The sequence below is a fragment of the Pseudonocardia sp. ICBG601 genome (genome assembly GCF_020496245.1).
In genome coordinates this window covers 57,450-69,385 of the sequence record NZ_JAHLJA010000049.1, presented here as the reverse complement: position 1 = coordinate 69,385, position 11,936 = coordinate 57,450, and the positions used below count along the sequence as shown (strand labels likewise).

Below are 11,936 nucleotides of genomic sequence, written 5' to 3'. Positions count from 1 at the left end.
GCGTTGCGCGGGTGACCACCTCCGACGGCGCGGTGCCGTCCACCCGGGCGCTCTGGGCCGAGCTCGAGCCGGTCCACGACGTCGTCTACTTCGCCCCCGAGGCGCAGGCCGCCGCCGGGGCCGCCGGGTTCCGCGGGTTCTGGCGGGGCTACTTCGCGATGCGTGCCGCGCCACTGGGGCCGGTCGGCGCGGCACCCGTGACGGCCGCGTTCCACGGCTTCCACCCGTCGATGGTCGCCCGCGCACTGCCCGCGGTCTGGTCGCTCGGCACCTCCGCTGCGGCGCTCGCGGCCCGCCTCGCCGGTGCCACCGCCGCACTGCGCCGGTCCGGTCTCGACGGTGCCGGCCCGGCCGCCGACCCGGCCGCGCTGCGCCGGGCCGCGGAGCTGGCCTGGGCGGCCGCCGGGGAGGTCGACGTCGACGGCCGCGTCCTCGCCGCCGCGAACGCCGCACTGCCCCGCCCCGACGGCGACCTCGAGACCCTCTGGCAGGCGACGACGACGCTGCGAGAGCACCGCGGGGACGGCCACGTCGCCGTCCTGGTCGCGCGGGGCGTCGGCCCGGTCGCCGCGCACCACCTCAAGATCGCCGCCGGGGAGACCGACGGCGAGTGGCTGCGCACCGCCCGCGGGTTCGACCCCGAGACCTGGGCGGCCGGTGCGCAGGACCTGCGTGCCCGCGGCTGGGTCGCCACCACCGGTGCGCTCACCGCCGCGGGCGCGCAGGAGCACGACGAGATCGAACGGCTCACCGACCGGGCCGCCGCCCGCCCGTGGGCCGCCCTCGGCGCGGACCGGACCGCCGAGCTCGCCGCGCTGCTGGCGCCGATGGCGTCGGCGGTGCTCGCGGCCGGGGACGTGCCCGCGCACGGCCCGGTCGGGCTCGTCCGGGACGCCCGATGAGGACCGCCACGACGGTGGAGGCCTCCGGCGGCGACTGGCGCGAGACCGTCGAGTTCGTCGTCGAGGCCGAACGGCTCGGTCTCGACGACTGCTGGGTCGCCGAGGCGTGGGGGTCGGACGCGCCGTCGGCGCTGGGCTACCTCGCCGCCCGCACCGAGCGGATCCGGCTCGGCTCCGGGGTGATCCAGGTCGGCACCCGATCGCCGGTCGCGGTCGCCCAGGCGGCGCTGACCCTGCACGACATGTCACAGGGCCGGTTCCTGCTCGGCCTCGGCGCGTCCGGCCCGCAGGTGATCGAGGGCCTGCACGGGGTGCCGTTCGCGCGCCCGCTCACCCGGCTGCGTGAGACGATCGAGGTGGTCCGGGCCGCCTGCGCGGGGGAGCGCATCGACTACGACGGCGAGACCGTCGCGATCCCGCTGCCCGGCGGCGAGGGCCGCCCGATGCGGCTGTCGACGACGCCCGTGCCGGACCTGCCGGTGTTCGTCGCGGCGCTGTCCCCGCGGATGCTGGAGCTCACCGGGCGGGTCGCCGACGGCTGGCTGGGCACGAGCTTCGTCCCGGAGGGCGCCGAGGCCTACCTCAGAGCGTGTTTGGAAATGGTGGGTGTGTCGGGATGGTCGACACGGCTGGGGTGCTCCATCGTGGTCGGCATGCAGGAACGACCGCGCCGGTACCCCTCGGACACCAGTGATGCCCAGTGGGTGGTGATCGAGCCGTTGTTACCGCCGCTCGCGCGGCGGGGGCGGCCTGTTGCTCATGCTCGTCGGGACGTGCTGGACGCGATCTTGTATGTCGTGCGGACCGGGTGTGCCTGGCGGGCGTTGCCGGTGGACTTCCCGCCCTGGCAGACCGTCTACTGGTACTTCAACCAGTGGGAACAGCAGAAGGTCACCGAGAAGATCCTCCCGGTCGTGCGGGGGCAGTTACGTATCGCCGAGGGCCGTGATCCGGAGCCGAGTGCGGGGATCATCGATTCCCAGTCGGTCAAGGGCGCCGACACCGTCGGCCAGGACTCCCGCGGCTACGACGCCGGGAAGAAGACAGGCGGACGGAAACGGTTCATCGTGACCGACACCCTCGGTCTGCTGCTGACCACGATGGTGTGCTCGGCCTCGGTACAGGACCGCGACGGCGCCAAGCCGATCCTGCTCAACCTCTACCTGCGCACCAGGGTGCGGTTCGTCTACGCCGACGCCGGCTCCGCCGGGCGACTGCTCGACTGGGCCGCCACGATCCTGCAGACAACGATCGAGATCATCCGCAAGCCACCCGAGCAGCGCGGATTCACCGTCCTCCCACGAAGGTGGGTGGTCGAACGGACCCTGGCCTGGCTCACCGCACACCGACGCCTGGCCCGAGACTACGAACGCCACCCCACCACATCCGAAGCCATGATCCGCTGGGCCGCGATCAACACCATCACCCGCCGCATCGCCCGTGGATACCCCGCCACCCGCCAGCAGAAACACACGACACCCTCAACCCACTAGAATTTCCAAACACGCTCTCACCCACCTCGACACCGGTCTGCGCGCGGCCGGGCGGGCCCGGTCCGCGATCGAGGTCTGCCAGGGCGCCGAGGTCGCCTTCGCCGCCGACGAGGCCGAGCAGGCGGCGATGGCCGACGCCCGCCGCCCCGGCATCGCGTTCAGCCTCGGCGGGATGGGCACCGCCGAGCGGAACTTCTACTACGACGCCTACCGGCGCCAGGGCTGGGGCGAGCGCGCCGACGCCGTCCGCGCCGCCTGGCAGCGCGGGGACCGGGCCGGCGCCGCGGCCCTGGTCACCGACGAGATGGTGCTGGGGACGACGCTGATCGGCACCCACGAGCGGGTCGGCGCGCGGCTGCGGGACTGGGCCGCCGCAGGCGTCGACACCGTCCGGCTCTACCCCGCGGGCGAGACGCTCGACGAACGACTCGGCACCCTGGCGCGGGCCGTCGAGCTGGCCCGGGCCGCGGGGTGAGCACACGGCGGCGGCGCGCCGCTGCTCGGACTACCCACGCGGCGCTCGTAGGCTCGACTCTCCCCAGGTCAGGCACGCCTCACCGGTTGTCGGACGGATCACGAACGGGTGTGGGCGCCCCACGGTCGGGGCACTCCCGGTACGTCCCGAACCGACATCGGAAGGAGCGGTGAGCACCATGGCCACCCCGATCACCAGCCCGCTCGACGGCGGCGCCACCGACATCACCGGCCGCGTGCTGCAGGAGACCCTGGTCGACCTCGTCGACCTGTCCCTGGTCGCCAAGCAGGCGCACTGGAACCTCGTCGGCAAGCAGTTCCGTGACATCCACCTGCACCTCGACGAGCTCGTCGACCTGGCGCGCGAGCACGGCGACTCGGTCGCCGAGCGTGCCGCCGCCATCGGCGTCGCCCCCGACGGTCGCGCGAGGACGGTCGGCCGCGACACCGGGCTGCCGGAGTACCCGGCGGGCTACGTGTCCGACCAGGACACGGTGCTGACCATCTCGGCGACCGTCGACGCCGTCGTCGACCGGCTGCGTCCGCGGATCGAGCAGGCCGGCAAGGCCGACCCGCTCACGGAGGACCTGCTCATCGAGCTGGGCCGCGCGCTGGAGGAGGCCCGCTGGATGTGGCAGGCCCAGGCCGCCGGCTACCGCGGCGAGGTCTGAGCAGCACCCACCACACCGGCCCCGGACGTCCCCACCACGGCGTCCGGGGCCGTCGTGCGTCCGCAGGCGTGAGGCCCGGAGCGTGAGGCCTGCGGTGTGAGATCCGCAGCGTGAGATCTGCGGCGTGAGATCCGCGGTGGGTCACTGCACCGCCGTCGCGGCCGCGGTGACCGTCGCCCGCCAGATCGCCATCGCCGCCCACAGCACGAACACCCCGACCGGCAGTGGCAGCGCATCGGGCAGGTCCGCGCCGTAACGCGGCCGCAGCGCGCCGGCCCGCCACACCCGGCCCGCCTCGTTGACCGCGTCGGCCGTGGTGAGCAGCGCGAACCGGTGCCCGACCCCCGAGCCGCTGAGCCGGTAGGCCAGGTCGCCGACCTCGACCGTCCACCGAGGGCGCGACAGCGGCCCGTCCGGATGGTCGACCGAGCGCTGGATGCGGGCGCGGACGTCGCCCTCCAGCGCGAACCGGGCGATCCCCTCCGAGCGCAGCGCGTAGGGATGCCCGTCGATGACGAGGTCCCGGTGGGCCTGCCAGGCCCGTGCGCTCCACCCGGTCACGGCTCTGCCGTCGGCGGTGACCTCGTAGCGCACGCGGAGCAGCCCGGCCGGAACGGAGGTGGCACGCAGCTGCACCCGCCCAGCGTGCCACCTCCGGTGGCCGCCGCGGGAGGATCATCCGGTGAACCGTGCGATCGTCCTCGCGTTGCTGGCCGCCTGCGCCGGGGTGGTGGACGTCTGGGCGGTGGTCGCCCTGGGTGGCGCCTTCGCCGGCGTCGTCACCGGCAACCTCGTGACGGCGGGGCATGCCGTCGCCGTCGCCGACCCGGTCGAGCTGCTCCCACCGGCGGTCGCGGTGGCGGGCTTCGTCGCCGGGGTCGGTCTGTGGTCGCTGCACCGGCGGTGGCGGCGGGACGCGGTGTCCGCGCCGCTGCTGGCCGAGCTGGTCGTGCTGGTCGCACTCGCCGTCGCGTGGCTGCTCGCGTCCGCCGCGACGCTGCCGCTGCTGGCCGGGGCCGCGGTCGCGATGGGTGGACAGAGCAGCGTCGCCCGGCTGCTCGGGGAGTCCACGACCTACATGACCGGCACCCTGACCGGTGCGGTCGCCGACCTGGTCACCGGCGACGGGCGGCGATGGTCGGCGCTGCGCCAGCTCGGCGCGCTGGTGCTCGGGGCCGTCGCGGGCGGGCTCCTGCTGGAGCACCTGCGGCCCGCCGTGCCCGCGGTGGCGGCGCTGCTCGCCGGGGCGGCCGTCGTCGTCCACGCCGTCGGCGCCCGGCGGGTGCAGGATGGTCGGGTGGGGCCCGCCGCCCCGTAGGACCCCGCCACTCGTGGGACGACGTAGAAGGAGTACCGACCGTGCCGCTGCACCCGCAGGTGGAAGCCCTCCTGACGCTCTTGGCCGAGCAGGGCGGTGACCCGCCGGAGACCATGACCGTCGAGCAGAACCGGGCCATGCTCCGGGGGATGGCCGCGGTGTCCGGCCCGCCCGAGCCGGTCGCGGCGGTCCGCGACGACCGCGCCGGTGACGTACCGGTCCGCATCTACACGCCCGAGGGCACCGGCCCGTTCCCGATCCTGGTCTTCTACCACGGTGGGGGCTGGGTGATCGGCGACCTCGACAGCCACGACCCGGTGTGCCGGTCGCTGGCCAACCGGTCCGGCGCGGTCGTCGTCTCGGTCGACTACCGGCTCGCGCCCGAGCACCGGTTCCCCGCGGCCGTCGACGACGCCGTCACCGCCCTGGACTGGGTGCACGCCCACGCCGCGGAGTTCGACGGCGACCCGGCCCGCATCGCCGTCGGCGGCGACTCCGCGGGCGGGAACCTGTCGGCGGTCGTCGCCCAGCACGCTCGCGACCACGGTCCCGACCTGCGGTTCCAGCTGCTGGTCTACCCGGCCGTCGACGGTGCCGACGAGAGCCCGTCGATGACCGAGAACGCACAGGGTCCGCTGCTGACCCGGGCCATGATGGAGTGGTTCATGGGCCACTACCTCACCGACGAGAAGGACCTGCGCGACCCGCGGATGTCTCCGGCCCGTGCCACCGACCTGTCCGGGCTGCCGCCCGCGCTGGTCGTCACCGCGGAATTCGACCCGCTCCGCGACCAGGGCGCTGCCTACGCCGCGGCGCTGAACGCCGCGGGGGTGAAGGCGGAGCTGCGCGAGTCGCCGGGCATGATCCACGGGTTCCTGCAGTTCGGCGCCGCGGTCGACGACAGCCGTGCCCTGCTCGACGAGGCGGGCGCCGCCCTGCGCACCGCTCTGGCCTGACCCACCCCCGCACCCGCTCCTCCCCGTGCGCCGAGCCCGCGGCGTCGTCGTGCGGGGCGGGGTGGGCGGGGGCGCCGGGGAGGTCGGGGAATGCCGGTCCCGGGCCGGTCGTTGCGGATGCTCAGAAGGCCGTCCGACCCGAGGAGCACCGTGCCCCGCCTGTCCCCGCCGGTGGCGTTCGCCGTCGTCGCCGCGACGTTCGTCTGGGTCCTCGCCGCGTCGTCCGCGCCGTCCCCGCTCTACGTCGTGTACCAGGAGAGCTTCGCCTTCAGCGAGTTCACGCTCACCACGGTGTTCGCGGTCTACGTCCTCGCGCTGATCGCCGCCCTGCTCGTCGCCGGGTCGCTGTCGGACCACATCGGGCGCAAGCCGGTGCTGCTCGGTGCGATCGCGCTGGAGGCCGTGTCCCTGGTGCTGTTCCTGCTGGCCGACGGCGTCGGCTGGCTCCTGGTCGCGCGCGTCGTCCAGGGCGTCGCGACCGGCGCGGCGACGGCGACGCTGCCCGCGACGCTGGTCGATCTCGCCGCCCGCGGTGACCGGCCCGAGCGCGCCGGCGTGGTCAACGGCACGGCGCCGCTGTCCGGTCTCGCCGTCGGGGCGCTGGGCTGCGGCCTGCTCGTCGAGTACGCGCCCGCGCGCGACCCGCCTGGTCTGGGCGCTGCTGCTCGCCGGCCTGGTCCTGGCCGCCGTGCTGGTCGCCCTGATCCCGGAGACCATCGACCGTCGGCCGGGGGCGCTCGCGTCGCTGCGCCCGCGGGTCGGGGTGCCGCCGCGGGTGCGGTCCGGGTTCGCCGTGATCGTGCCGATCCTGCTGGCGAGCTGGGCGCTCGCCGGGCTCTACCTCTCGCTCGGGGGCTCGGTGGTCGCGCAGGTGTTCGGTGTGCGCGACCACCTGGTCGGCGGGCTCACCGTCGTCGCGCTCGTCGGGACCGGCGCGGTGACGGCCTTCGCGCTGCGCGGGCGCGTCCCGGTGACGCTGCTCGTCCCGGCGGCCTGGCTGCTCGCCGCGGCACCGTCGTCACGCTGGCCGGGGTGCTCACCGGAGTGCTCGCGCTCGCCGCCGTCGGCGCGGTCGTCGCCGGGCTGGGTTTCGGCTCGGCCGCCTACGCCACGTTCGGGACGATGTCCACGCTCGCCGCCCCGCACGAGCGCGGCGAGCTCTTCGCGGCCCTCTACACGCTCGCCTACCTGGCGTTCTCGGTGCCGGCGATGGTCGCGGGCGTCGCCGCGACGCTGGGGGAGCTGCGGCCCACGGCGCTGGTGTACGGCGGCGTCGTCGCGGTGCTCGCCGTCGTCGCGGCGGTGCTGGGCCGTCGCGTCCCCGTCCCCGCGACGGGCGAACCGGTCCCCGCGCCGACCCGCGGCAGCTGATCGGCGGACGGCCCGACGGGTATGCGTTACCCCGTCCGTCGGTGAACGCGGCCAGGCGACCACCCGTCGCCTACTCCGCGTCGGCGGGTGTCACGGGTTGTGACGAGTGGTCTCGGCGTGGTTACGGTGTCGGCCGCTCCGGGCCCTCCCCGTACTCCGGCCCGGGCGGCACCTGCTCCCCGAGGTAGAGGAACGACGATGGCTGGACGACACCGCAAGCCCACCGAGACCGGCCGTAAGGTCGCCCGGATCAGCGCGTTCGCCGCGGTGGCGGCGGCTCCGCTGGGCGTCGTGGGGACCGCGGCGGCGGCCGAGTCGACGTCGTCGGCCGCGCCGTCGGTCGAGCGGACCGCCACCTGGGGACAAGCTCGCGCACTGCGAGAGCACCGGGAACTGGGACGCCGACACCGGCAACGGGTTCAAGGGCGGACTGCAGTTCACGCCGTCGACCTGGAAGGAGTTCGGCGGCCGGAAGTACGCCCCGAGCGCCGAGCAGGCGACCAAGGCCCAGCAGATCGAGATCGCGAAGAAGGTGCAGGACGAGCAGGGCTGGAAGGCCTGGCCCGCGTGCACCGAGAAGCTCGGCTGGCGCTGAGCGGCCACACTGGTCGCATGGATCTGGACGCGGTACGGCGGATCGTCGCCGAGGACTCCGGGCTGTGCACCGTCGCGGTCGTCCGCGCCGACGGACGCCCGCACACCTCGCTGGTCAACGCGGGCGTGCTCGACCACCCCGTGACCGGCGCCCCGGTGGCCGCCTACGTCACCTACGGCCTCGTCAAGCTGACGGCGTTGCGCGCGCGACCCGCGACGTCGCTGCACTGGCGGGCCGGGTGGCGCTGGGTGGCCGTCGAGGGCAACTCGGAGATCATTGGGCCGGACGACCCGCGCGACGGCGTCGACGTCCCGCAGCTTCTCCGGGACGTGTTCGTCGCCTGCGGCGGCACCCACGACGACTGGGGCGAGTACGACCGGGTGATGGCCGAGCAGCGGCGGGCCGCGGTGCTCGTGGCGCCGGAACGGGTGGTCGGGAACCGCTGAGGTCAGCCGGCGTGGGCCGCGCGCAGGTTCGCCATCATCCGCGAGGCCTCGCCACGGAGACGGTCACAGATCGACCTGCCGGTGTACGCCCCGCCCGTCTCGGCCAGCGGTGTGACCTGGACCTGAGCACGGAGCGACGCGGTGTCGGCGACGTCGAGCACGAGCTGACAGAGCGGTAGACCCGTCCCCGGGGCAGCCAGCGATCGCTGGACGGCGCCGAACCCCGCGACCTCGACGATCTCGGAGCTGCCGGGCTCGAAAGCCTGAGCTGCATCGACGTGGAAGGTCTGGAGTGTGTAGCCCAGACCGTCGCGGGTGCTCCATGTGCAGTCGTTCGACGTGCCGTCCTGGCTCGTGCCGGGTTTCGTCGTCCGGACGCCGAGGCGATCGCGATCCGATGGAGCGAGGCCGTCGCACGGGTCCACCGTCGTGACGTCCAGTTCGAACGGCCGAGACGGGAACGACACCGGCCGGTCCTGCTCGTCGTGGCGGGCAGCGCCTCCGCAGCCGGTGAGGAGCACGGTGACGGCCAGCCCGATGACCAGCCGGGTGCGCATCACGAGTCGTCCCCGAACTCACGTGCAAGATCGGTGTCGGTGACGCCGTACTCCAGCGCCGTCGCGCGCAGGGCCGTGTGGGCTGCGCGGAGCTCGGCACAGTGGGCCCAGTGCCCGGCCAGGATGTGGTCGATCTTCCGCTGGAAGAGGTCGCGGGCGTCGAGGGACACAGGATCCTCGGCGCAAGGTCTGAGGTCGAGGCCGTTGAGACTGGCGTTGAGCATCGACTCCATGTCGTCGGCCCGGGTACGGAGCACGCGTGCCACCGCGAGGACGTTGTCCGCGCTGACCTGGGAGATGAGGCCTTCGAACGACCGCTGCTGCTCCGGGCTGAGCGTCACCGGGCGAGCATAGTCGGTGTTCGTGTTCGCCCGGGGCGGATCAGCCGATTCCCGGCGAGAGTGATGGTGCCGCTCCTGATCCACGGATACCCACCCACCACGGGCGCGGCCACCGGTGCCCGATCGCGGACCCGGCGGAACCGAGTCGCACCCGGCGTCGTCCAAGCCGCATGACCACCTACGCCCACGACCCGGTCGCCTCGACGATCGTCGCCTGCTGGCCCACCGGCGACGGCGCTGTCGCCCACCGGGCCGCCCGCGTCCCGCGGACCCTCGACCACTCCCTGGCCCGCCGCACCGCGACCGCGCTGAGCGCCCTGTCGAGGCACCTGTGGGCCGCCTACGCCGACCAGGCCGCGCACGAGATCGACCCGGCGGAGCTGGCCGCGGCGGTCCGCCACCCGAACCAGCCGGTCGGGGACCTGCTGCGCGTCATGGAGGACGGCTGTGTCGAGACCGCGCACCTGCTCGGCCGGATCGTGGCGCGGGCACCGGGGCGGGCGTTCCGCGACGCCGTCGTCGCCGACGTCCGCGCCGAGACCGACGCCGTCCTCGACGCCGACGACGGCGTCCTCACCGGCCGCTCCGCCCAGGCCGTCGCCCACCCGCGGTGCGACGCCCCGGCCGAGCAGCTCCTCGTCGCCCACTCGCTGCTGCACGACGACCCGCTCGGGCCGCCCGCGATCGTGACGTCGGTCGAGCCGAACGCGGCCGCCGTCGCGACCCTGCGCTGGCTGCGGGCCTCCGCCGCGGTCGTCGCGGAGCGGGTCGGGCATGCGGTGCCCGACGTCGTCGCGCTCGCCGAGGCCATCGGACACGAGGACCTCGCGGTGGCCCGGCACGTGCTGTGCACCCTCGCCGGGGCCGCCGAGGAGGAGGTGGTCCTCGACCTGTTCCAGGAGGCCGTCCTGGCCCGGCAGGGCTGGTTCGTCGTGTGCCCGGAGCAGGCCCCGCACCCCGAGCACGGCCACCGGGCGGTCTCGACCGTGCTGGACCCGCTCGAGCCGGCGTCGTGCCTGCTCGACGGGCTGGTCCGCGGGCTGCACGGCTGCTTCCGGGTGTGGCTCGACGACGTCGTCACCCGGGAGAACCCCGGCACCGACCCGCGGCTGGTCGGGGCCACCCGGATCGCGGAGCTGCGCCGGCTCTACACCGAGGAGGTCCGGCGCTCGATCGGGGCGGGGCGCTGAGCGCGCTGGTGGGTCGGGCCGCTGATCGCCGAGCCGGGCGTCGGTGACGCTCAGCCGACGACGACCGGGCCGCGCACCTCGTTCGGGGTGCAGGCCCAGCCGCCGACCCGCGTCCGCTCGGTGCTGCCCCGCACGACGACCGGCCCGGTCACCCGGGCCCCGCACACCTCGACGACACGGGCCCGGCTGGCGGTCACCGGGCCGGTCACGTCGGACCCGCGCAGCACCAGGCTCGCGCCGCCGGTCACCGTGACCGGCCCGCGGACCCGCGCCCGATCCAGGCAGAGCGCCCCCGAGCCGACGGTCAGCGGACCGGTGTACGCCCCGGTCACGGTGCGGGTGCACGCCGGCGTGGCCGGGACCCGGTTGCGGGAGTCGACGGCGTAGGCGACCTTGCCGGGCTTCGGGGCGGTGATCGGGCGGGACAGGTCGCCGAACTCGCCCTTGTCGGCGGCCTTGCCGTCGTTCCAGCGGGCCATCCGGCCGAGCTGGTCCGCGGTCCGGCCGGGCGCGATCTCGGTGTCGCCCGGCGTCGAGGACATCAGCTGCGAGGCGTCCTTCACCGCGCGCAGGTACGAGGCCGGGTCGTGCAGGTCGTAGCGGCCCAGGTCGATCCGGGTGCGCAGCCAGGAGGCCCAGAAGAACTCCAGGTACTCCGGGGCATCGGCGGGCGGGGCGTAGCCGATGTCGCGGGTGAAGTAGACGAGCCCGCGGTAGGGGTCGTCGGGCAGCAGCGCCAGCCCGATCCGGTCGGGGAGCTGCTGCGGGGTGATGGTGGTGCCGTCGGCGGTGCGCAGCCACACCCAGGAGCGGGCCTGCATCTGCGCCCAGAACGCGGCCGGCGTCAGCCGGGACAGGTTCGCCTGCACCCGCATCCGGACCCGCACGTCGGGTCCGCCGTCGGCGGTCTCCAGCAGTGACGTCGTCGTGTGGTGGCCGTCGGTCAGGTACAGCGCGTTCCCGGGCCCGACGACGACGGTCTTCATCGCCGCGAGCGACGCCGGAGTCTCCGCACCGGTCGCGATCGTGCACCGGAACGACGACGGGTCGCGCAGCGTGGCGCCCGGTCCGTCCTCGGCGGCCTCGCCCCGCCCGTCGGCCTCGCACCAGTCGTCGAACCGCTTGTTCGGCGTGCCGCGGTCGGTGTCCTTCGTACCCGCGTAGCGGCCCAGCTTGTAGTGGATCTGGTCGTGGCCGATGTTCGGCTGGGTGGGCCGCAGGTCGCGCAGCCGCACCTCCAGCAGGTCGCCCTCGCGGGCCTGCGCGGCAGACGGGGCGATCGGTGGCACTGCGGACGGCACTGCTGTCTGTGCTGCGGACGGCACTGCTGCCGGCGCGGCGAGCGGCGCTGCGGCGGCGCCGGTCGTCGCACCCACGACGAGCGCCGCGACGGTCGCGACGAGGACGGTGCGGACGGCGGTTCGGGACACGGGCACTCCTCGTTCGGGCCCGGCCGGTCCGGCACGGTGATCACCCGAACGGGGACGATCGCGGCCGGAGCGGACGCCCCGGCGACCACCCGGCGTCGTCGGGGTGGCGCGCGGGTGAACGATCACGCCGTCCCGGGCCGGCGCCCCGCGACCAGCTGCACCGCGGTCCCGGCGACGGGCAGCACCAGCAGA

The 11,936-nt window shown here is 74.8% G+C and carries 12 protein-coding genes and 3 pseudogenes; 11 read left to right on the top strand and 4 right to left on the bottom strand.

Annotated elements, in window-relative coordinates; translation table 11 throughout:
• The first annotated feature begins 11 nt into the window (after positions 1 to 11).
• The 5 genes and pseudogenes from KPL57_RS17280 (at position 12) to KPL57_RS17260 (ending at position 3,540) form a co-directional block, all read left to right on the top strand.
• Complete coding sequence (locus KPL57_RS17280; RefSeq protein ID WP_226352398.1) at positions 12 to 902, top strand: hypothetical protein; 891 nt, start codon at positions 12 to 14, stop codon at positions 900 to 902.
• Positions 899 to 1,483: pseudogene (locus tag KPL57_RS17275) on the top strand (LLM class flavin-dependent oxidoreductase); the annotation flags it as partial. The gene KPL57_RS17280 and the pseudogene KPL57_RS17275, both read left to right, overlap by 4 nt.
• A gap of 18 nt (positions 1,484 to 1,501) precedes the next feature.
• Positions 1,502 to 2,411 (top strand): annotated as a pseudogene (locus KPL57_RS17270) (IS5 family transposase); the annotation flags it as partial.
• A gap of 3 nt (positions 2,412 to 2,414) precedes the next feature.
• Positions 2,415 to 2,870 (top strand): annotated as a pseudogene (locus tag KPL57_RS17265) (LLM class flavin-dependent oxidoreductase); the annotation flags it as partial.
• Positions 2,871 to 3,048: 178 nt separating this feature from the next.
• A complete protein-coding gene (locus KPL57_RS17260) occupies positions 3,049 to 3,540 on the top strand; it encodes a DNA starvation/stationary phase protection protein (protein WP_060714524.1) in 492 nt (163 codons plus the stop codon).
• Between the two features lie 141 nt (positions 3,541 to 3,681).
• Here KPL57_RS17260 and KPL57_RS17255 read toward each other — a convergent pair whose 3' ends face one another.
• Positions 3,682 to 4,176 carry a hypothetical protein gene (locus tag KPL57_RS17255; protein ID WP_226352397.1) on the bottom strand — a complete coding sequence of 165 codons (495 nt, stop codon included), beginning with the start codon at positions 4,174 to 4,176 and terminating at the stop codon, positions 3,682 to 3,684.
• A 46-nt stretch (positions 4,177 to 4,222) separates the two neighbouring features.
• Between KPL57_RS17255 and KPL57_RS17250 the strand changes: the two genes are divergently transcribed.
• The 5 genes from KPL57_RS17250 to KPL57_RS17230 all read left to right on the top strand — a co-directional run bounded on the left by KPL57_RS17250 (position 4,223) and on the right by KPL57_RS17230 (position 8,226).
• On the top strand, positions 4,223 to 4,858 hold the full coding sequence (locus tag KPL57_RS17250) for a DUF1275 family protein (RefSeq protein ID WP_226352396.1): 636 nt from the start codon (positions 4,223 to 4,225) through the stop codon (positions 4,856 to 4,858).
• Between the two features lie 41 nt (positions 4,859 to 4,899).
• Positions 4,900 to 5,814, top strand: coding sequence for an alpha/beta hydrolase (locus KPL57_RS17245; RefSeq protein WP_226352395.1), 915 nt, complete (start codon positions 4,900 to 4,902; stop codon positions 5,812 to 5,814).
• Positions 5,815 to 5,964: 150 nt separating this feature from the next.
• On the top strand, positions 5,965 to 7,185 hold the full coding sequence (locus KPL57_RS17240; protein ID WP_226352394.1) for an MFS transporter: 1,221 nt from the start codon (positions 5,965 to 5,967) through the stop codon (positions 7,183 to 7,185).
• A gap of 106 nt (positions 7,186 to 7,291) precedes the next feature.
• A complete protein-coding gene (locus tag KPL57_RS69790) occupies positions 7,292 to 7,780 on the top strand; it encodes a transglycosylase family protein (RefSeq protein ID WP_308252906.1) in 489 nt (162 codons plus the stop codon).
• A 17-nt stretch (positions 7,781 to 7,797) separates the two neighbouring features.
• Positions 7,798 to 8,226, top strand: coding sequence for a pyridoxamine 5'-phosphate oxidase family protein (locus KPL57_RS17230; protein WP_226352393.1), 429 nt, complete (start codon positions 7,798 to 7,800; stop codon positions 8,224 to 8,226).
• Positions 8,227 to 8,228: 2 nt separating this feature from the next.
• Here the strand turns inward: KPL57_RS17230 and KPL57_RS17225 are convergent, their stop codons facing one another.
• The gene (locus tag KPL57_RS17225; RefSeq protein WP_226352392.1) at positions 8,229 to 8,783 is read right to left on the bottom strand and encodes a DUF3558 family protein; all 555 of its coding nucleotides are present in this window, start codon (positions 8,781 to 8,783) and stop codon (positions 8,229 to 8,231) included.
• Positions 8,783 to 9,124: a hypothetical protein gene (locus KPL57_RS17220; RefSeq protein WP_226352391.1), complete on the bottom strand. Its 342-nt coding sequence runs from the start codon at positions 9,122 to 9,124 to the stop codon at positions 8,783 to 8,785. Before KPL57_RS17220 ends, KPL57_RS17225 begins: the two co-directional genes overlap by 1 nt.
• A 170-nt stretch (positions 9,125 to 9,294) precedes the next feature.
• On the opposite strand from KPL57_RS17220, the gene KPL57_RS17215 reads away from it, so the two are divergent.
• Positions 9,295 to 10,314, top strand: coding sequence for a hypothetical protein (locus KPL57_RS17215; RefSeq protein ID WP_226352390.1), 1,020 nt, complete (start codon positions 9,295 to 9,297; stop codon positions 10,312 to 10,314).
• A 50-nt stretch (positions 10,315 to 10,364) separates the two neighbouring features.
• Here the strand turns inward: KPL57_RS17215 and KPL57_RS17210 are convergent, their stop codons facing one another.
• On the bottom strand, positions 10,365 to 11,744 hold the full coding sequence (locus tag KPL57_RS17210; protein WP_226352389.1) for a ParB/Srx family N-terminal domain-containing protein: 1,380 nt from the start codon (positions 11,742 to 11,744) through the stop codon (positions 10,365 to 10,367).
• Between the last annotated feature and the right edge of the window lie 192 nt (positions 11,745 to 11,936).